The sequence below is a fragment of the Pedobacter sp. genome, from assembly GCF_041645105.1.
Classification (GTDB): Bacteria; Bacteroidota; Bacteroidia; order Sphingobacteriales; family Sphingobacteriaceae; genus Pedobacter.
Window position 1 is genome coordinate 577,052 of the sequence record NZ_JBAZQQ010000005.1, and the last position, 18,608, is coordinate 595,659.

At 36.8% G+C, this 18,608-nt stretch carries 22 protein-coding genes; 9 read left to right on the forward strand and 13 right to left on the reverse strand.

What is annotated here, in order from left to right:
• Positions 1-6: 6 nt before the first annotated feature.
• The gene (locus WC623_RS18240; protein ID WP_372853724.1) at positions 7-777 is read right to left on the reverse strand and encodes an MlaE family ABC transporter permease; all 771 of its coding nucleotides are present in this window, start codon (positions 775-777) and stop codon (positions 7-9) included.
• Positions 778-940: 163 nt separating this feature from the next.
• On the opposite strand from WC623_RS18240, the gene WC623_RS18245 reads away from it, so the two are divergent.
• The gene (locus tag WC623_RS18245; protein WP_372853726.1) at positions 941-1,882 is read left to right on the forward strand and encodes a hypothetical protein; all 942 of its coding nucleotides are present in this window, start codon (positions 941-943) and stop codon (positions 1,880-1,882) included.
• A gap of 111 nt (positions 1,883-1,993) precedes the next feature.
• On the forward strand, positions 1,994-2,869 hold the full coding sequence (locus WC623_RS18250; RefSeq protein ID WP_372853727.1) for a universal stress protein: 876 nt from the start codon (positions 1,994-1,996) through the stop codon (positions 2,867-2,869).
• A gap of 11 nt (positions 2,870-2,880) precedes the next feature.
• Here the strand turns inward: WC623_RS18250 and WC623_RS18255 are convergent, their stop codons facing one another.
• Genes WC623_RS18255 through WC623_RS18265 form a run of 3 tightly spaced genes read right to left on the reverse strand, consistent with a single transcriptional unit; the run spans position 2,881 to position 4,584 of the window.
• Positions 2,881-3,669 carry a DUF6544 family protein gene (locus tag WC623_RS18255; protein WP_372853729.1) on the reverse strand — a complete coding sequence of 263 codons (789 nt, stop codon included), beginning with the start codon at positions 3,667-3,669 and terminating at the stop codon, positions 2,881-2,883.
• A gap of 24 nt (positions 3,670-3,693) precedes the next feature.
• Entirely contained in the window at positions 3,694-4,170 is a 477-nt protein-coding gene (locus tag WC623_RS18260) for a universal stress protein (protein ID WP_372853731.1), read from the reverse strand.
• 33 nt (positions 4,171-4,203) lie between these two features.
• Positions 4,204-4,584: a hypothetical protein gene (locus WC623_RS18265; protein ID WP_372853733.1), complete on the reverse strand. Its 381-nt coding sequence runs from the start codon at positions 4,582-4,584 to the stop codon at positions 4,204-4,206.
• A gap of 614 nt (positions 4,585-5,198) precedes the next feature.
• On the opposite strand from WC623_RS18265, the gene WC623_RS18270 reads away from it, so the two are divergent.
• Positions 5,199-6,650 (forward strand): SDR family oxidoreductase, encoded by a 1,452-nt coding sequence (locus WC623_RS18270; RefSeq protein WP_372853735.1) that lies wholly within the window; start codon positions 5,199-5,201, stop codon positions 6,648-6,650.
• 633 nt (positions 6,651-7,283) lie between these two features.
• On the opposite strand, the gene WC623_RS18275 is transcribed toward WC623_RS18270, so the two are convergent.
• The 3 genes from WC623_RS18275 to WC623_RS18285 form a co-directional block, all read right to left on the reverse strand.
• Positions 7,284-7,955 carry a hypothetical protein gene (locus tag WC623_RS18275; RefSeq protein WP_372853737.1) on the reverse strand — a complete coding sequence of 224 codons (672 nt, stop codon included), beginning with the start codon at positions 7,953-7,955 and terminating at the stop codon, positions 7,284-7,286.
• A 22-nt stretch (positions 7,956-7,977) separates the two neighbouring features.
• Positions 7,978-8,628: an NADPH-dependent F420 reductase gene (locus WC623_RS18280; protein ID WP_372853739.1), complete on the reverse strand. Its 651-nt coding sequence runs from the start codon at positions 8,626-8,628 to the stop codon at positions 7,978-7,980.
• A 102-nt stretch (positions 8,629-8,730) separates the two neighbouring features.
• Entirely contained in the window at positions 8,731-9,333 is a 603-nt protein-coding gene (locus WC623_RS18285; RefSeq protein WP_372853741.1) for a Crp/Fnr family transcriptional regulator, read from the reverse strand.
• Positions 9,334-9,520: 187 nt separating this feature from the next.
• Between WC623_RS18285 and WC623_RS18290 the strand changes: the two genes are divergently transcribed.
• From WC623_RS18290 to WC623_RS18300, 3 genes are all read left to right on the forward strand, one after another.
• Complete coding sequence (locus tag WC623_RS18290; RefSeq protein WP_372853743.1) at positions 9,521-10,477, forward strand: GNAT family N-acetyltransferase; 957 nt, start codon at positions 9,521-9,523, stop codon at positions 10,475-10,477.
• 9 nt (positions 10,478-10,486) lie between these two features.
• Entirely contained in the window at positions 10,487-10,810 is a 324-nt protein-coding gene (locus WC623_RS18295) for a cupin domain-containing protein (protein ID WP_372853745.1), read from the forward strand.
• Positions 10,811-11,122: 312 nt separating this feature from the next.
• Complete coding sequence (locus WC623_RS18300) at positions 11,123-11,887, forward strand: ATP-grasp domain-containing protein (RefSeq protein ID WP_372853747.1); 765 nt, start codon at positions 11,123-11,125, stop codon at positions 11,885-11,887.
• 193 nt (positions 11,888-12,080) lie between these two features.
• On the opposite strand, the gene WC623_RS18305 is transcribed toward WC623_RS18300, so the two are convergent.
• The 4 genes from WC623_RS18305 to WC623_RS18320 form a co-directional block, all read right to left on the reverse strand.
• Positions 12,081-12,770, reverse strand: a complete 690-nt coding sequence (locus WC623_RS18305; RefSeq protein WP_372853749.1) for a VIT family protein — start codon at positions 12,768-12,770, stop codon at positions 12,081-12,083.
• Between the two features lie 276 nt (positions 12,771-13,046).
• Complete coding sequence (locus tag WC623_RS18310; RefSeq protein WP_372853751.1) at positions 13,047-13,400, reverse strand: DoxX family protein; 354 nt, start codon at positions 13,398-13,400, stop codon at positions 13,047-13,049.
• A 70-nt stretch (positions 13,401-13,470) separates the two neighbouring features.
• A complete protein-coding gene (locus WC623_RS18315) occupies positions 13,471-14,226 on the reverse strand; it encodes an SDR family oxidoreductase (RefSeq protein WP_372853754.1) in 756 nt (251 codons plus the stop codon).
• Positions 14,227-14,284: 58 nt separating this feature from the next.
• Positions 14,285-14,683 carry a helix-turn-helix domain-containing protein gene (locus tag WC623_RS18320; protein WP_372853756.1) on the reverse strand — a complete coding sequence of 133 codons (399 nt, stop codon included), beginning with the start codon at positions 14,681-14,683 and terminating at the stop codon, positions 14,285-14,287.
• A 191-nt stretch (positions 14,684-14,874) separates the two neighbouring features.
• Between WC623_RS18320 and WC623_RS18325 the strand changes: the two genes are divergently transcribed.
• Positions 14,875-15,516, forward strand: a complete 642-nt coding sequence (locus tag WC623_RS18325) for a hypothetical protein (RefSeq protein WP_372853757.1) — start codon at positions 14,875-14,877, stop codon at positions 15,514-15,516.
• A 585-nt stretch (positions 15,517-16,101) separates the two neighbouring features.
• On the opposite strand, the gene WC623_RS18330 is transcribed toward WC623_RS18325, so the two are convergent.
• On the reverse strand, positions 16,102-16,683 hold the full coding sequence (locus tag WC623_RS18330) for a hypothetical protein (RefSeq protein ID WP_372853759.1): 582 nt from the start codon (positions 16,681-16,683) through the stop codon (positions 16,102-16,104).
• A gap of 155 nt (positions 16,684-16,838) precedes the next feature.
• On the opposite strand from WC623_RS18330, the gene WC623_RS18335 reads away from it, so the two are divergent.
• Entirely contained in the window at positions 16,839-17,195 is a 357-nt protein-coding gene (locus WC623_RS18335) for a two-component system response regulator (protein ID WP_372853761.1), read from the forward strand.
• A gap of 120 nt (positions 17,196-17,315) precedes the next feature.
• On the opposite strand, the gene WC623_RS18340 is transcribed toward WC623_RS18335, so the two are convergent.
• Positions 17,316-17,678, reverse strand: coding sequence for a winged helix-turn-helix transcriptional regulator (locus WC623_RS18340; protein ID WP_372853763.1), 363 nt, complete (start codon positions 17,676-17,678; stop codon positions 17,316-17,318).
• A gap of 109 nt (positions 17,679-17,787) precedes the next feature.
• Between WC623_RS18340 and WC623_RS18345 the strand changes: the two genes are divergently transcribed.
• Positions 17,788-18,585: a DNA alkylation repair protein gene (locus WC623_RS18345; protein ID WP_372853765.1), complete on the forward strand. Its 798-nt coding sequence runs from the start codon at positions 17,788-17,790 to the stop codon at positions 18,583-18,585.
• The last annotated feature ends 23 nt before the right edge of the window (positions 18,586-18,608 follow it).

Consider the following 18,608-nt stretch of genomic DNA (forward strand, 5'->3'; position numbering starts at 1 on the left):
GATTTGTTAATTAAGTCCAAGTAATTCAGTGATCTGAACAGCAAGTAGGTCGATGATAAATATCAGTACAGAGGATAATACTACTGCTGAATTTGCTGAAATTCCAACTCCCTGTGTACCTTTTGTTGAATTAAATCCCTTATAGCAACCTACAATACCAACTGCAAAACCAAAGAAGAAGGTTTTAGTTATTGCTGGCAACACATCACTAAAATCCAGGCTTTTAAAAACCTGCAAAAAAAACAGGTCAAAACTTGTTACAGACCTAATGTTTACACCCAGATAAGCTCCAAATAAGGATATGGCATCTCCGAGAATAGTGAGCAGTGGAAGCATTAAGGTGGTTGCAAGAACTCTTGTCGCCACAAGGTATTTAAAAGGCTTAATACCACTAACAGTCATTGCATCTATCTGTTCAGTTACTTTCATCGAGCCTAGTTCAGCTCCGATGCTACTTCCGATTTTTCCGGCGAAGATCAAGGCTGTGATGACAGGGCCGATTTCTCTTACAATTGCAAGACCCACCATTACCGGCAGCTGTGATTCGACTCCATAATCTACTAGTGATGGCCGTAACTGCATAGTGAGCACTAAGCCCATGATGAAAGCGGTGAGTCCAACTAAGGGGAGGGAAAGGTAACCAATGGTATAACATTGGTTAAAAAATTCCTTAAGCTCGTATCTGGGTTTTATTCCCAGCGAAAAGAATCGCCCTGTGAAACGTGCTATGTTTCCGGTTTCATCCAGAAAGTTTTTGAAGCGAATGACTAATGACATATTTATAAAGGTAAGGGGTGAAAAGAGGGCTTGCTATGATGTCAGTTCGCAACCTAATGACCTTTATCATCATCGTTGATGATAAAGGTCATTTAACAACCAGGATTTGTAATACACTTTTGTAAGACTAGCTTTTATGCCTTGTTTAATAAATATTGAATTAATGAAAAGGAAATTAAACGATCAGGTATCATCTGATGAAAATGAGTTTTTGGATAAGCTTCATAAAATTGTAGCTGTTATTTTATGCTGGATAACCATGTTGATTGGTATTGTCCCTTTCACTTATGGCCAGGGAAATACCATTTCAAAAGAATTGTCTGGACAATTAAAGAATCAGACCAGTCAATTCAAACTTTACTACCCTAAATCTGTGAAACGTTATTATCATCAAAATGGATTTCAGCTTATATGGATTAAAAATAAAAATGAAGCAAAACAAACCTGGGAGGCAATGATGCTATTGGATTGTGTGCTACAATTTGGGTTGTCTCATGCTGATTATCATCCTCAAGAGTTGATATATGACAATTTACGCACTATGATCAATAATCCTGAAAAAGTGCCGGTTGGAGCACAGGCACGTTTTGATGTGTTGTTAACCGATGCCATAATTACCTTGATAAATCATCTTCACTACGGTAAGTTAAATCCTGAATTTTCATCAAAAAAGATAGATGGTATAAACAAGACTACTGGGTTTAATGCGGTAGTAGAACTTACAAAATCGCGTCTGGAACCTGATTTTATGGCTGCAATTTTAACTGCTCAGCCTAAATCAAAAGCTTACGTTGATTTGCAAAATTATATGCGGCTCGTAAAGGGACAATATGTGGGTGATTGTTATCAAACACCTGAATCAGAGGTAAGGATAATTGCCATAAACATGGAACGTCTGCGCTGGGCGGAGTCGTATACAAAGCAGACGGGAAATAAAACTTTGCCTTACCTGACTTGTGAGATTAAAGACGGACTTCCGGTTTTTCATAAAGATGTCCGCCATCTCGATGCATCTTTAGAGGCTGCGATGTATCCTGCTATTAAACACAAGCCATTAAAAATTAAAGCGCTGCCACTTCCCGACATACGTTTAAAAAAGGAATGATGAAAACAATATTAGTAATTGATGAGTGTCAGTTCCATTGATGATACTTATCATCTTTTTCGGGCACATTATTAAGGAGATTTGCTAATAAGAAACCATATTCCAGGAATTATGAAGACACTACTTTTATTAACAGATTTTTCAACCGATGGAAACCATGCGGCTGAATATGGCTATAACCTTGCGAAGGTATTAAATGCCGATGTAGTAATATGCAATGCTGTTACCATTCCTGCCCAGCTTTCTGAGGTTGGGGACATAGATTGGCCATTAAATCGATATGATGGAGTTATTGACGATAGTGATGAGGAACTAAAAAAGCTAAAGAAACATTTTGAACATACCGATCACAGCTCTGGTTTTCACCCGCAGATCAGCACCATGAATAAAACAGGGAGACTTGCTGACGTGGTGGAGAATGTAATGAATAGTTGTAATGCAGATATGGTGGTAATGGGTACCCACCGAAAAGGAATTTCTCATTTTTTATTAGACAATAATTGTAGAAATATGATTAATGCAACAACCTGTCCGCTGCTCCTGATTCCTGCTCATACGCCTTTCCGGGATTTCCGTAAAATAGCTTTCGCTACAAATTTTGACTATCCACAGAATGATATTGAAAATATTTGTAATATAATATCGCTGGCGAGTGTATTTGGTTCAGATATTTTGATGACCCATGTTCATCTAGCATTTCCTCAAAATTTAGATCATCAATTTATAGCAAGCGAATTGCTCACTGGGATAATCCAAAAAGCCAAATATCCAAAAATCTTCTATAGATCTGTTGAAAACGAAGATACCAGAACGGGCCTCGATTTGTTCTGTGAAGATGAGCAAATTGGATTATTGGTGATGGTACATCGTCCACACGATTTTATAGATGTTATTTTGAGGGGTAGTCATACGCAAAAAATGGCTGCAAAAGTCAATATTCCATTGCTTGTTTTACCAGACGACAACAATAGCCATAGAGTAAACTAAAAAAAAAACTTTTAGATGCCTGAAATTTCAGTTTTGTTAAATTCAATAGATTTGATAGTCCCTTTAAAGTATTCGTAGTCGCCATTGTCTGTATGCCAGGTCGCACTAAATTTAGTAGGAAATCTGATACCATTTTTTAGCTTATAATCATTTGCAGTTGCTGTCCAGCAGGTCTTTTGATATTTATTATTCTTTTTGGTAAAATATCTGTCTTGTGTGACAAACCGGATGCACTCGCCATTCTGATTGAAATGAAAAATCCCGCTTACTGAAATACCATTGTAAGTGATTGTTCCTTTTATACTTGAAGCATCAATAACTTCCCATGTAATGTATTTTTGCACAGCATAGTGTGGAATAATCATCGTTTCGGCAAGGATTGTAACTAGTTCTGATGCATCTATCTCTTTTCCTGCAGTGTTACTGATGGGGATTATTTTTATGAGTTTAATTGACATACTACCATGTGCATCTTTGTAAAGATCAAGAGCTTCCAGTGTAAGTAATCTAAAAATGCTGATCTTCATATAAACCAATCTTACAGGCTGTAACAGAAAATTAATCTGGTAGCAACTCATGGAACTCCATTTTGCCGTAGGGCCGAGTTTAAGCATGGTGTCATTCCATTTAATATGGGCACATTCTATCTTTTCAAATCCTGTATAGCCACATTGATGGAAAAATTTTTGCAGCAATTCCGGTAAAGTATTAAAATTGTTTGAAAGGGCAGGGGGCACATATGCAGATTGCTGACCTACTGAATTGATTGCTTTTAAAAAGGTATATCTTAGGCTTTCCATTGCTAAACGATTGTTTTTTAATATTTACACCCTGAGAAATTCTACTTCTGGTACGATAACGGCAGGACATCTGGCCTTACTTACCACTGAGGTGATTTCTGTTCCAAAAAGGATATCATCGTTGTGTGCTTTAAATCCACTCATTACGAGCATTAAAATGTTTTTTCTTTCTTCTATAATATTGCAAACATTCTCTGTAATACCTCCACCTTCACTCAGATATTCAATTTTCGGAATGAAATCACTGGAAGATGTTTTGATACTGTTATTCAAACGGCCTTTCTCTTTTTCCAGACTTGATTTACTGGTTTTGGCCAATAGTCCATAATTTGTGATTTGCAAACATTCGGATTCCGTGGCCGGAATGTAGTAGGAGTGATATAACAATATGTTTGTCTTTAATTGGCTTGCTAGATACAAGGCGTAATCGGCAGCATTTAAAGCACTATTTGTAAAATCCGTGAGTACAAGTATTATTTTTGTTTGATCGATTGCTTCCATGATACTTTGGTTAGTTTTAAGTTGAAGCGGATATTAGTTGTGTGCGATGTGCTCCAGCAACTCATTTTTAGTTTCATGGAAAGTCAACAATATGTTTTCCATTTCACGCTTTAAAAGCTGATGCTCTTCGATTAAACTTAACTTGATGTTCTTTATCGGACCATAGGTTAATGGCTCTAGTCTTTTTTGCAAATGAGTAATTTTGAGCCTTAACTTTGAAAGTTGTTGTTCTTGTCCATTGAATTTGACAAGATATTTCTTAATAACTTCAGCTTGCGAAACTTTATGACTTAGGTTTTTGATAATATTTGATTCGTCATGGACGAATTGCAGATCCGTCAACCATTGTTTTGTGATCAGGTAAAGTTCTTGTAGTTCTGCGCTTAATGCATTGTCTTCTATTGTCGTAGTCATGATCTTAGGATTATATACAAAGGTTCAGTTAATAATCTGTTATAACCATGATGGCTATCAGTCCATTAGATGATAGATGTCATCAGATGGTGTATTCAGTACCAAAATAGGACACGATTAAAGATAGTTTTAGATTTGATATAAATGGCTATTGAAACTGCTAAGCTGGGCACCTAGAAGTTATCCCCTGAGAGCTGGATTCTCTGAGTTCCGTGCCGGCATTGGTTAGAGAAGATTATCGGGAGCCGGTTGACCAGAGTTTAAAGAAGGTTATGGATACTGGGGGAATGTTTGAATTGGAGTATTCTTTCAACGACTTCATCAAGTTTATGCTTTTCTTTGTAAAGTCATAGCTATTAAACTCATCAAAGTTTAATTCCTGTTTACCATCACTGACGTGACTGCTCAGCCGGTGAGACAGACATGTTTTTATCTGGTCTGAACATCTGAATCACCATGAAAATTTAGTTCAATAGCTATAATTGTTAGCTATTTGCTGTGAAATAGCTAAATCCAATTAGGTTGGATACAAATATCATTTTGAAGAAGAACCTGAACCATCTTCATTTTTATGAAACGCGATTATTATTCCGGCTTTTAACGTATATTTAAGTATGAGGATATTGTTAACAGGTTCTACAGGTTACATAGCTCAGCGGTTACTTCCTATTTTGCTTGAAAATGGGCATCAGGTGATTTGTTGCGTTCGGGATAAAAGCCGATTTGATAAAAGTAAATATGCCAGGTTCGATTTGGAAGTTGTTGAAGTTGATTTCCTGAATAAAGAAAGTCTTTACCATATACCTACAGCTATTGATGTTGCCTATTACCTTATGCATTCTATGTCGGCAACAAAGGGTGATTTTTCCGAAGCTGAGCTGTCGACCGCAAATAATTTTAAGAGCATCATAGAACGTACATCCACAAAACAAGTTATCTTCCTAAGTGGAATTGTAAATGGTAAGAATTTGTCGAAACATCTAAATTCACGTTTGAGTGTTGAGGAAGCCTTACAATCGCATATGTATGCTTTAACTACTTTAAGGGCGGGGATTATTGTAGGTTCGGGAAGTGCGAGTTTTGAAATTATCAGGGATCTTGTAGAAAAACTCCCTGTGATGATTGCACCTAAGTGGATAAATACGCGTTGTCAACCCATTGGTATTCGTGATGTACTTTATTTTCTTGAAGGTGTGCTGATGCAAGATTATGCTTTCAATAAAACATATGATATCGGTGGATCCGAGGTGATTACTTACAAGGCTATTCTTTTGCGTTTCGCTAAAGTGAGGAGACTTAAGCGATGGATTTTTACAGTCCCGTTAATGACACCAAAGCTTTCTTCTTATTGGCTATATTTTGTGACCTCAGTTTCTTATCCTTTGGCTGGCAGTTTGGTAGAGAGTATGAAGGTTGATGTGGTGGCAAAGCCAAACGATCTGCAGGAAAGATTAAATATTAACCCCATTACTTATGAGCAATCTATCGAATTGGCTTTTGATAAAATAGAACAATGTCAGGTCATATCAAGCTGGCGGGATGCGATGAATGGATATGTCTATCCAGATCGGTTTAAAAAACTCATTGAAGTTCCCCTGGAAGGCTGTTTTAAAGATGTAAGATCAATGAAAGTAGATGATCGGGAGCGGGTACTAAAGAATGTTTGGGTCATAGGTGGCGAAACAGGATGGTATTATGCAAATTGGCTTTGGGGTATTCGGGGCTTCCTGGATAAATTATTCGGAGGAGTAGGATTGAAAAGGGGAAGAACAAATTCCAATACGATATCGACTGGAAGTGTAATTGATTTCTGGAGAGTAATTCTTGCGGATAAAAAAGATGGACGGTTATTGTTGTATGCAGAAATGAAATTGCCAGGTGAAGCCTGGCTTGAATTTAAAATAGATAATGAAAATAGGTTTATACAAACTGCGACTTTTCGACCTTTAGGTCTTACAGGTAGATTATATTGGTATGCAGTTTTACCTTTTCATGCTTTTATTTTTAAAGGAATGATGAAGAATATTGTTGGACTGACTTTCATCTTCACAATTATCTGCGTTTAGACATACTCATTGAAATTAAGGGCCCTGAAGGAATGCCTAATTGATTTAAGTTAAAATACACTGTAAAATAGGTTATAGAATTTGTTATTTTTCTATCAAAATATCTCTGCAAAAGATAAACTCATTTATTAGTTTCCCTGATAGAGATAAAATTTGATTTTTATACACATCAAAAACAGTGTACTAGATATAAAAGTGGAATTAATCCTGAATATTCTCTGGTATACATAATGGCTATTTTCTTCAAATCATCGTAATTTCTTTTGAGTTCAGTGCTTGGGTGAGTAATTCACCGCAGTGAAAATTTTAAAAGTTTTTACTCCGTTTTTTTATGTTTTAACCTGTTGTTAATGTGGTAAGGAGTGCTGTTTAATTTACTTCAGGGGTTGTTTCACCGTCGAAAATCCATTTGTTTTGAAAAATCGAACCAATAATTGTTTACTTTACATCGGAATCTGATTTTGCATAGAAATCAGATAGCTTTTTAAGATTTTATTACTCAGTCTGCTGAAAAACGAAGTTGATAACTCCCCAATAAGCATTTCTTTTTTCACTACGTGATCATTAACTTAAAATGACCAGTAATCTGGTACTTTATTTTATTCGGCAGATAAGTTAATGCTTGCCCATACATTAATCTTTTTTAGTAATTTTTAGATCTGTGAAATATCCCTCTGTACCAATATCGACCCATAGTCCTATACCTCCGCTTTTAGGTATTATATTTTTCGGTGAGTTGATAAAAATTGATGGCTGTTCTCGGTTATCTAAATATAATTTAGCCTGGTTACCTTCCACTTCAATACGGAGTGTGATCCATTTGTTCAGTTCCATATCGGTATAGGATTCATATTGTTCAGGAGCGTCTTTACGCAATCTATCAAACTTATAATCCGGATAGGCGTAATACTGGACCGAGTGGTTTCGCCGTACCTGATCTTCAGACCGTGCATTGGTCGGACGCAAATAGATACTTTCGTATGTAGAATTGTCATCGTTTATTCTATAGGCTACACCAATAAAACCACGGGCAAATTCAGGCGCTGTTTTAAGCAGCCTGCTCAATACTTTAACTTCAATGGTGCCATTTTTAAATTCGGTGCCTGCCAGCCGGGCAAAAGTAGGTTCATCGAATTTTGATACCGTTGAATCTTTGGTTATGCTCACAGCACGTTTGCCGTCGATTTTTACTTCATGTAATGAAACCTGGTTTGCCTTAAGTTCATATTTGCCCAAACTAGCTGTCTGGGCGAATATGAACGGGGCAAATGATAGACATATCAATGTTAAAATTAGTTTTTTCATTTGCGTTTATTTCTGTTAAAAATTAAATCTTTGTTTTTGCTTCTGATAAATTTACAGTTTTTCCAAGTGCACCAAACTCATGCAGGTCACCGAATACTTCTATACGAATAGACTGATCGATACCGCCGATGCGGAGAGCCTGAAAACCATTGTCGCGGATAAGTTTTTCGACCTCAGTATCAATTGATTTATCATCACTTGCATAAAACAATACTGCTTTTTCCGGAGATTGATAGGCAGCTTCAGTAAGAGATGCTACACCTAATGTACCCAGGGCTTTTACCAGCTTTGCTTCATTTGGAAGGAGAGCTGAATTGATTTGTCCCGCAGAGGCATTTGAATCAATTATTTTCTTGAAGCCACCATTTTCGTCCGGTGCGATTGGATTAGAGGGATCAATGATAATTTTGCCCTCCAGATCTTTTTTGTAATCTTTTAGAAAATCCGCGATAGCTTCAAAAGGAATGGATAGTATAACGATACCTGCGTTCTTTACCGCTGAAGCAATATCCCTTGGCTTTGCATTTGCTCCACATTGTTCAGAGAAAGTTTTTGCTTTTTCTAAATTTCTATCTGCAGCTATGAAAACCCGGCCAGATTTTGAAAGATTGGCTGCCACTGCCTGTCCAATGTTTCCCAGCCCTATAACGGCTACTGTTTGATTTGTTGTCATGATGTATTTCTTTAATATTGATGTATAAATTGATAATACAAATCTCAGCTAAAGTAAGAGCTTGTACCAATGAACTACATCAAGAAATACTATTGATCTGGTTTAAGATCTTACACGCTTATTCCTAAGTCGGCTTAAAAATTCAGGTGTAATTCCTAGAAAAGCCGCAATCTGAGTTTGAGGGAGGCGATTTGACAGATGTGCATAAGTCTCTGTGAAAAGTTCGTAACGCTCTTCTGCTGTCGAACTGATCGTTTGCAGCATTCTTTTTTGTAATCCTACGTAACTGTTCTCAATAAGTACCCTAAAAATCCGGTCGAACTTTGGGGCCTGGGTATATAATGAGATTAGGTTATCATAGCTGATCTGCAAGACCATGGTATCCTCAAGAGCGTCGATGCTTAATTCCGATGGATTTCTACTGTGAAAACTGCCGATGTCAAGCGTCCACCAGTTTTCTGCGGCAAATTGTATAATGTGGGAATTCCCTTTATCATCAACTTTATACATCCGCAAACAGCCGCGCACAACAAAGTTCATCTGATTGCATTGATCGCCTTCCTGCAAAACATATTGTTTTTTTCGGTAAAGACGGGGTTTGAAAAAATCCCTCACCAATTGTTTTTCATTATTATCAAGTAGAATTAACCTTTCGAAATATTCTATCAAAGGTGCCGCTGAAACATCTGGTGTATTCACTTGCATATGTACAATTATGTGAGTATAAAATTAGTTATTAATTTTCGGAAACGATAACGCTAGGTCATAGAAAGAAACATTGTATCAATACATCCTTTTCTTTATAATTTTGACCAACTTATGTTTTAATATTTGCATTGTTCAAAAACAATTTCTAGTTTTACATAACTAGTTATGTAAATAGTGATGATAAATGGAGATATTTGAGAAAACTGGCAAATCTGCCTTGGGAAGTCGCTTGAGGTTGTTTAGTTCTATGATTACCGATGATGCGGCTAAAATTTACAAATGGTATGGTCTCGATTTTGCACCAAAATGGTTTCCGGTGTTCTTTGTATTGGCTCAGGGTGTCGAAAAAACCATTACAGAGATCGCAGTTCAAATTGGACATTCTCAGCCCTCTGTGAGTAAGATTGTAAGGGAAATGACAAATGCGGGGCTGGTTAAGGAAAATCAGGAATCCTCTGACAAACGTCGTAATGTGGTGGCGCTAACTGAAAAAGGTAAATCATTTTCTGATAAATTGACACTGCAACTAGCAGATGTTGATGTTGCAATAGAAGGGATCATCAATGAAGCCCGGAATAACTTGTGGGAAGCATTGGCAGAGTGGGAATTTCTTTTAGATCAAAAATCACTATTTAAAAGAGTGCAGGACCAGCGCAAGCTTCGTGAGAGTAAAGATGTTCAGATCGTTTCCTATAAGGAAGAGTATCAGGCTGCTTTTAAATCGCTTAATGAACAATGGATTTCTACCTATTTCGAAATTGAGGAAGCGGACAATAAAGCATTGGACAATCCAAAATCTTATATACTTGATAAAGGAGGGAAAATCTTTGTGGCATTATATAATGAACAACCAGTCGGTGTATGTGCACTGATAAAGATGGACGATCCTGATTACCAGTATGAAATGGCAAAAATGGCCGTTTCTCCCGATGTACAAGGTAAAAGCATTGGCTGGTTGCTGGGGCAGGCAGTGGTAAGTGAAGCAAAGAATCTTGGAGCGTCAAAACTCTACCTGGAGAGCAATACCTTACTGAAGCCAGCGATCAACCTCTATCATAAACTGGGCTTCAAAAAAGTTGTAGGAAGATCAACACCTTATGCCCGATGCAATATTCAAATGGAACTATTACTTAACAATTAAACCTGTCAAATGAAAAATGTTGTAAAACAAGAAAATGGTGTACCTAGGCAGTTCCTGGGTGTGGATTTCGTTGTTCTTTCTATTGGAAATGATTCAATGGTCGCTAAGATGTTATATAAAAAAACTGATAATGTGCCTTTTCATCAGCATCCAAATGAACAAAGCGGATATGTGTTATTTGGCAAGTATATCTTAAGCTTTGGAGGTGAGGAGTATGAATTGACCACTGGCGATAGCTATTCAATACCGGCAAATGTGGAACATAGTATCCAGATCATAGAACCTGGTGAGGTATTGGATGTGTTTACTCCAATCAGGCAGGATTATTTGTAATTTCAAATGAAAATAGCAATTCTATATCAGAAAAATCCAGTTCCAGTAGTAGATGGAATTGTAAAACCCCACTAAGGAAGGTGGCTATGCCGACAGTGGTGCGGATATTGCATTTTCTTTAAAGAAGCAAGGTTTTAATGTTATCTTTCCAATTGCACAACCAGATGTACTCACTGATCTAGATTGGGTATTTCCCGATACTGAGGAGGGAATACAACAAGCGATAGATTTCGGTGCAGATACTTTCTGGCTCAATACTGTTCTTTACAGAAACCATCCTATAGAAATATTTATTAAAAAAGGCTTTCAGTAGTGGGTCAGATTCCTTCTGTTGTAGATACGTACGACAACAAAATTAAAACGAATTTATTGCTAAGTAATAAGGGACTAAAAATACCTGCATATAGGTTAATCAGTGGCGAAAAAATAGATCAGCTTAAAATCGATTTATCTTTTCCGCTTGTTGTGAAGCCCATACGTGGCAGAGGTAGTCAGGGAGTCAAGCTAGTTTCGTCTGAAAAAGAAATGCTAAGTGTGCTCCAAGGAATGTTTGAAGCCGCAACATTTGGGGACATGGTATATGTAGAGGAGTTTTTGCCAGGGGAGGAAATCACCATTAGTGTAATGCCACCTGGCAAGTACCAAATTAACGGATCAGATGTGTCAAAACCAGGATATTGGTGTCTGCCTCCGGTTAAAAGAATGAATCATAAGGATGGAATAGCGCCGTACAATGGTATTGTGGCGGTTACGCAAAATAGTGTCGTTATGGAAGACGCTGAAGTGTTGGAACCTTATGTTCAAAGTGTAATGAAAATGTGCAAGGCCGCTGCCCGTCTTGTTCAAGCTAGAGCCGTAATAAGGATTGATTGCCGGGCAGACTCAGTAGGAAATTTTTTCCTATTTGATCTGAACATGAAACCTAATATGACAGGCGCATCCCGACCGCATCGTTCGGATCAGGATAGTCTCACGGCAATAGCAGCACGCAGGATTGGATGGAGTTTTGATGACTTTTTAAGAAATATGCTTAACCAACGATGGGGCTTGGAACAAGGTCTCGAAAAACCTTTGTAATTACGAAAGACCAATTTTACTGATATTTTTAAAACAGGAAAATGAGTAAATAAAAATTGAATTTAGAAAAATGAGATGATTAAAATTTTTCCCGATGAAGTTACTTTTAGTTTAGCGTATTTTCAACTGTATAATTTTCTATTTTTATTTAATTTAGGGTAAAGTGTGCTGAATCGTGTTGATTTAATAATTGTTATACCGTTTTAACGTCAAAAAGGTAGCCTACAGCGGCAGTTATTGCCATGGCAGCTGTGCCCCAGAAACAAATTCTGATAACAGCTTTGATAATATTTGATCCACCGGCTTTTGCAGCAATAAAGGCTGATATGGCTAAAAATACAATAGAAAGCCCGTATTGGTAAATAACCATAAGATTTAACGGTGCAAAGATAGAAACCAGCATTGGAAGTATGCCACCTATAACAAATGAAGCTGCTGAAGCTAAAGCCGCTTGCATAGGTTTTGCCTGGGTAATTTCATTGATACCCAGTTCATCCTTTGCATGCGCACCCAACGCATCATGTGCCGTAAGTTGTATAGCAACCTGCATAGCCAATTTTTCTTCAACTCCTCTCTGTTGATAGATATCTGCCAATTCTTTTAACTCCAGATCAGGCGTGTTTTTTAGCTCAGTTTTTTCTCTGGTTAAATCGGCAATTTCTATGTCTGATTGTGAACTTACCGAAACGTATTCTCCGGCAGCCATGGATAAAGCGCCAGCAACCAGTCCTGCTAAAGCTGCCAAAACAATTGGTTCGCGTGTGGTGCTGGCAGCTGCGATGCCAATGGCCAAACTGGTTGTGGAAAGAATACCGTCGTTGGCACCTAAAACGGCTGCTCTTAACCAGCCACTTCTATTGGTATAATGTTCTTCAGATTGCATACTATGTTCGTTTTTCAAAACTCAATTACTTAATAACAGCTTTAAGTCCTTTTGCCCAGGCAATAATTTGGTCTTTCTCCTGAGTGGAAAGGACTGCCTAATCATTTCAATTACTTCATCAAGTTTATGCATTTTCTTTTTAACGTCCTAGCTATTGAATTCATCAAAGTTTAGCTCCCGTTTACCATCATTGATGTGACTGCTCAGCTATGAAAATTTACTCATAAAACTTTACAGCTTCTGGTACATCCTTAATATAGTTGAAAACTTTTAATTTTAATGGAGCTTGGATAGTGGATGCTGCAAATAAATGATTACCAGATTGAGTAGCAAGAAAGGAAGTTCAATGGCTACGCCTTTTAGGTCTTTATCTAAAAGAGATAAACAAATAATCATTAAAATGCCTGCTGCCATTAGGAAATTTCCCCAGACAAATGTTTTAGGAAACAAGATCATTAGTGCAGCGATGATGGTAATTGCTCCGTTTACCATTACTGCGGTTTTAGAAAAGTTCCATTTGCTGAACATTTCCAGCATTTCGGGCTTGCCCGAGAGCATTGCCCAGCCTTGTTTTAAGCCCATTGCTACAGCTACAAGGATAAGGATGGAATTCATAATTTTTAATATCATAAGATTTGTTTTTAGTTGTTTACAAAGGCAATTGATGTTGTCATTTGCCTTTGTAAAAGATAAAGATATTTTATCTTGTTGTGTAACCACCGTTTGCAAAAATGGTCTGTCCGGTAACCCACCATCCATCAGTAACTAAGAATTCTACTAGTGGAGCGATATCTTTAATGTCGGTGAGACCACCTAGTGCTGATGCAGATTTGTGGTAGGCAACTGCTTCTGGTGCTTCTTGTCCGTAGAAAAATGGGGTATCCATTGGGCCTGGTGCAACTGCTGTAACTGAAATCCCACGACTGCCGAATTCTTTTGAGGCCATTCTTGTAAAGTGTTCTACTGGTGCTTTTGCACCTGCATACGTAGAATAGAGTCCGGTGTAAGCGGCCAGAAGGGAGGTTACAATAGTGTTTATTTTTCCATTGTCGTTCAAATGTTTCCCCGCTTCCTGGATAAAGAAGTAAGCCACTTTTGAATTGATATCGAACATATTGTCGTATTCTGTTTCTGTGGTTTCCAGGAAAGGTTTTTTCAAAACCATTCCGACTGTATTAATGGCAATATCGATGCCCCCGAAATTTTCTTTTGTGGCTTGAAAAAGCTTTGTAATGTTTTCTATTTTAGTTAAGTCTGCCTGAAACAAGAATGCTTCACCGCCTGCATTTTTAATATCTGCCAATGTTTGTTCCGCATCAGCCCTTGTACTGTTACTATTGTAGTGGATAGCTACTTTTGCACCTTTTGATGCAAAGCTGCGGCTCAATAATCCGCCAAGATTTTTTGCAGCTCCTGCAATTAAAACTACTTTTCCTTTTAAATCGTTTCTTTCCATGTTAGGTATGTTTATTGGTTTTTGAATCATACTAAGGTCTGGAAGTGATTTATTTATATCATGGTGAACTTTTGGGAACTTTTAAACTGGTGAGTTTTTGTTGCTTTCTAAATTCGCCCGCAGTTTGTCCAGTGAATTTTTTAAAGAATTTAGAGAAATTAGAAGGGTCGTAGGTAAGGCTTTTAGCAATGAAAGCAATCGATAAGTCGGTTTCTTTTAAAAGTGATTTTGCTTTTTCAATAATTTTCAGGTCATAGAAATGGCAGGGGTGATGTCCGGTCGATTTTTGCAAGCTGTCGGAAAGATGGGAGTGGGTAATGTGTAATGCGTTAGCAATTTGATTTAACTCCAGAAAGTCAGTTGCATTGCCGTTGGCAACATCTTCAACATGCTGATCTAAAAAAGCAAAGTATTGTTCGGTTATTTGCGCAGAACGCTTGGTCTCGTTATGTTCCATATCACAGGTATTATAGAATTGACTTTCAAAGTTCGGTACTTTAACATAAACAAACATGGTGAACTTTTAGGATCTTTGCAGAGTTCTCTTTTTTTTGATTGGGAACATATTTCTTATTTTTACGCTTATAATTAATGAGTACAATTTAATTGTCTTGGGAGCACTTTTTATAAATTTTAATTTTGAATTACATGAATAGACTGTTTTGTATAGGGTTGTGGTGTTTATTTATTTTGACGTTTTCGATTTCAAGTTGTAAAAAAAAGAAAGAAATTGAGGAAATAAAGTTTTATAAAGTAGGGGACCGTTATGAAGTTGGAGCTGAGACTGGTATCATCTATAAAGTAGTGACCTTGTCTGGTAGTATGTTTGCCATGGCAGTTTCTTTGGATGAGGCAGATTTAGCCTGGTCAACTGAGTATGTAGAAACGAACATTAAAGACTTAAAAAATGGTTTAAATAACCAAAAGGCTATTCAGGCACTACCAGGTTGGGAAAGTAAGTATCCTGCTTTTAAATGGTGTGCTGATAAGAATAAAAACGGTACAGGAGGCTGGTATTTTCCCTCTCCTACAGAAATGCAGGAATTGTTTGCAGTTCGAATAGAGGAGAATGGAAGCAACATCTCATTAAGTGAATATTTAAAGAAAGTAGGTGGGATTGGCTTTGCTGAATCAGACGACAGAGGTTGGTCTCCATACTGGGCTTCATCTGAACTTTTTGGTGGAACATCAGCTAATTCAGCCACCTTTACTGAATCTAATGGTGTAAGTTATGATAAGAAAACTATTCATAAGGTGAGGGCGATCAAATATATCCAGATATATAAATAACCTGTTTAGAACATTTTATCTTGGCGCGTAACCAGGTATTAATATAAGATATGAGGAGAATTTTATTTAGGTTTTGGGTAGTTAACCTTCTGCTAATTATTGTGCTGTTTATGCTGTACAGAATCGTTATTGCTGAATTACAGCCTGCTGATGCCACTATTTTAGGAAGGTTTTTTAATTTTATGGATATTTTGTTAAACCTTGGTTTTTCAATGATCTATCTTGTTGTAATGGTTTCTGGTTCTTTCTCTGTTTTTCTAAATCAAATTGAAAAGATTAAGAATAGTTATTTGATGTCGTTTCTTACATTTTCAGGAATTCCGCTCAGTTGCGTTGTTTTTTTGGCTATAAATGTTTCAATGGATATTTATCAATATGACTTTACTCCCACTCCAGTAAAAACACTGTTGTGCTTCTCCATATTTTATTTAGTATGTTCTGTTATAGAATTTCTAATGTTCAGAAAAAAAGTAAAAAACCTTTTGAGGTGAATATGCAGCATCCAAGCATTGGTGCAAGTGGATTAAATTAGAAATAATATTATCGGTTATTCTAATTGGGCTTACTATTCAATGATTTATATTCTTATTGTTTAAATTTTGACGACATTTCCTTTAATTTACGCAATTCTGTAGGTATATCTGGGTTTGCCTGATAATAAATCGAGTAATATGATAATTCATTTAGCTGACTGGTAAAACTGGCTTTATCATAATTTATTTTAAATTTACTTACACTGGGGTTAATCTTACTGAAAGGCAATGCAGCACTGTTAATAAGTAGGTTACCAAGTACGGAAGCGATAAGATTATCTTTTATGTCTGTTAAAGAAGGTTCTTCATTTCCCCATTCATCAACGAATTTACCTTCGCCATTTAGCTTATACTTTGTGTTTTTATTCGTATTAGGAGTAAAGTTCTTTATTTCGTAACTTTTCTTAGGTACTCGAATTTTGATTGATTTTATAAACTGAAAAGGAATAGTTTCGATTCCTTTTTCAGAAGTAATGATTACGCTACTAGAATCAACTTTTTGCAATATCCCCTTGTGATTAGTATTGTTTTTTGCTTTTATTATGGCTAAATAAAGCTGAACAGATTGTGCATGTACAGAGATGAAACTGGCGGCGGTAAAGAATAATACAGTAAGGCAAATAAATGTTTTCATAGGGGGATTTTTTTTGGTGAATTTGAACTATAGTAATTTTAATAGTAGGGTGTTTTTTTCAAATCTGCTTCGAAGTTAAGTTAAATTTTAACACAAGCTTACTACTGGAAATATTAGTTACTTTTCATACATTTACTAATAATAAATCTGCAGTTATGAAGAAGAAAGTTGTCCTTATTCAGGATAATGAAGATATACTTGATATTATGGATCAGGTATTAGAAGAGGAAGGGTTTGAGGTTACGGCGTCACTGACAACTGAGCCTATAGAGAAACTTGATGAGATTGATCCTGATGTAGTTGTTGTGGATGAGCACATCAAGGGGAAAAAGAAAGGATCTGTGGTTATTGAGGAATTAAAGTCTCATCCTGATACGCAGGATGTTTCTGCGGTGTTGACCTCAACATCTGCTAACTTGTCTGAAAAGGCTACAGCATGTAAAGCTGATGACTATATTGAAAAACCGTTTGATATAGATCATATGGTAGAAGTCGTTAAGAAAAATACCTAGAAGTCGGGAGGGTAAATTAACACTGGATTTACCGTTGCCATTGTTGTTGGCCGGGCCAAACTATTAACGGCTCCTACCAATTAAAAGACATTAAGAATAGAAGTGTTGTAATGGATGTCTTCATTCAAGTATTTGTTGTTTTGCTATAATTAATTGGTTGTCAAGCAAATTGTTACCCCAGTCATTTAGTTTCCATAATGCTGCAACCAATTGATTACCTGAGGTAGTTAATTGATATTCCACCTCAAGAGGTTTTTGCCTTATAATAGTCTTGAAAATAATACCACTTTCCTCTAATTCCTTTAACTGCCTGCTAAGTACCCTTCTGTTCATATCAGCAATATGCATGAAAAAATCAGCAGGTCTTTTTATCCCTTGATTAAGATGCCATACAATAGGAATCTTCCATTTGCCACTGATCGTGTTAACCGCATGCTCCAAAGGACAAGTTTTATTTTCAGATACACGGAGTTTAGTTTTCATATGAAGATGATTTTACAAATGGTTGGGACAATTTTGTCCATTATTGTTTTGTATGGATCAGCTCCCGAAATTAGCATTTCTAATTACATTCATCAAAGAGAAAAAATAAATGGATAACTTATTGAGCAGGAAAGGTGCTTCAAAACCAGAACATATACCTAAAGAGGTGCTTGTTGAATTGAACAAAGGGACTCTTGAAAGTGTTAACCTAACAGAATGGTTGGCAGTTGATCACATAGAATTGATCGAAAATGTGCTTGCCGGATACCCGTATTTTCTAAATTTTGTGAAAAGGGAAATCGAGAGGTTAGAGTCGCCGAGTGTAAAAACCCTTATTGTTGAAATTGGAACTGCACTCTTACTGGCAACACATGAAAATCGAGATCAGGGATTGTTTAATTACCTGGCATCTCATCATTCTGATAGTGTAAGATGCTGGGCTGTATATATGGTTGGGTTAGATAAATCTCTTGATATTCATTCGAAATTTATAGCGATACGTCCTTTTGCAGCAGATCGTCATTTTGGGGTTCGAGAGTTAGCATGGATGGCCATGCGCAATGATATTGATGAAAATTTATCAGAAAGCATAAGGATTCTTGTAGAATGGACAGTTTCTGATGATGAAAATATCCGACGCTTCAGTACAGAGGCCACCCGTCCATGCGGTGTATGGTGTAAACATATCGCATTATTAAAGGATAAACCAGAAATCGCCTTAGCTTTACTCGAACCTTTAAAATCTGATACATCCGCTTATGTACAGCTCTCAGTTGGTAACTGGTTAAATGATGCTGGTAAAAGCAAACCAGAATGGGTTACCAAACTTTGCAATTCCTGGGTAGAAAATAATAAAAATGAAAATACATTAAAGATTGTGAAACGGGCAACTCGAAATATTACATAAACCATTTATTGATTGAAGTTTTT

Bases quoted from the DNA above. Each gene is read 5' to 3' on its own strand.
- WC623_RS18245 (WP_372853726.1), top strand. From the start codon at position 941: ATGAAAAGGAAATTAAACGATCAGGTATCATCTGATGAAAATGAGTTT.
- WC623_RS18275 (WP_372853737.1), bottom strand. From the start codon at position 7,955: ATGAAAAAACTAATTTTAACATTGATATGTCTATCATTTGCCCCGTTC.
- WC623_RS18265 (WP_372853733.1), bottom strand. From the start codon at position 4,584: ATGACTACGACAATAGAAGACAATGCATTAAGCGCAGAACTACAAGAA.
- WC623_RS18315 (WP_372853754.1), bottom strand. From the start codon at position 14,226: ATGGAAAGAAACGATTTAAAAGGAAAAGTAGTTTTAATTGCAGGAGCT.
- WC623_RS18310 (WP_372853751.1), bottom strand. From the start codon at position 13,400: ATGATATTAAAAATTATGAATTCCATCCTTATCCTTGTAGCTGTAGCA.
- WC623_RS18320 (WP_372853756.1), bottom strand. From the start codon at position 14,683: ATGGAACATAACGAGACCAAGCGTTCTGCGCAAATAACCGAACAATAC.
- WC623_RS18295 (WP_372853745.1), top strand. From the start codon at position 10,487: ATGAAAAATGTTGTAAAACAAGAAAATGGTGTACCTAGGCAGTTCCTG.
- WC623_RS18290 (WP_372853743.1), top strand. From the start codon at position 9,521: ATGGAGATATTTGAGAAAACTGGCAAATCTGCCTTGGGAAGTCGCTTG.
- WC623_RS18345 (WP_372853765.1), top strand. From the start codon at position 17,788: ATGGATAACTTATTGAGCAGGAAAGGTGCTTCAAAACCAGAACATATA.
- WC623_RS18335 (WP_372853761.1), top strand. From the start codon at position 16,839: ATGAAGAAGAAAGTTGTCCTTATTCAGGATAATGAAGATATACTTGAT.
- WC623_RS18240 (WP_372853724.1), bottom strand. From the start codon at position 777: ATGTCATTAGTCATTCGCTTCAAAAACTTTCTGGATGAAACCGGAAAC.
- WC623_RS18280 (WP_372853739.1), bottom strand. From the start codon at position 8,628: ATGACAACAAATCAAACAGTAGCCGTTATAGGGCTGGGAAACATTGGA.
- WC623_RS18255 (WP_372853729.1), bottom strand. From the start codon at position 3,669: ATGGAAAGCCTAAGATATACCTTTTTAAAAGCAATCAATTCAGTAGGT.
- WC623_RS18270 (WP_372853735.1), top strand. From the start codon at position 5,199: ATGAGGATATTGTTAACAGGTTCTACAGGTTACATAGCTCAGCGGTTA.
- WC623_RS18250 (WP_372853727.1), top strand. From the start codon at position 1,994: ATGAAGACACTACTTTTATTAACAGATTTTTCAACCGATGGAAACCAT.
- WC623_RS18285 (WP_372853741.1), bottom strand. From the start codon at position 9,333: ATGCAAGTGAATACACCAGATGTTTCAGCGGCACCTTTGATAGAATAT.
- WC623_RS18305 (WP_372853749.1), bottom strand. From the start codon at position 12,770: ATGCAATCTGAAGAACATTATACCAATAGAAGTGGCTGGTTAAGAGCA.
- WC623_RS18330 (WP_372853759.1), bottom strand. From the start codon at position 16,683: ATGAAAACATTTATTTGCCTTACTGTATTATTCTTTACCGCCGCCAGT.
- WC623_RS18325 (WP_372853757.1), top strand. From the start codon at position 14,875: ATGAATAGACTGTTTTGTATAGGGTTGTGGTGTTTATTTATTTTGACG.
- WC623_RS18340 (WP_372853763.1), bottom strand. From the start codon at position 17,678: ATGAAAACTAAACTCCGTGTATCTGAAAATAAAACTTGTCCTTTGGAG.
- WC623_RS18260 (WP_372853731.1), bottom strand. From the start codon at position 4,170: ATGGAAGCAATCGATCAAACAAAAATAATACTTGTACTCACGGATTTT.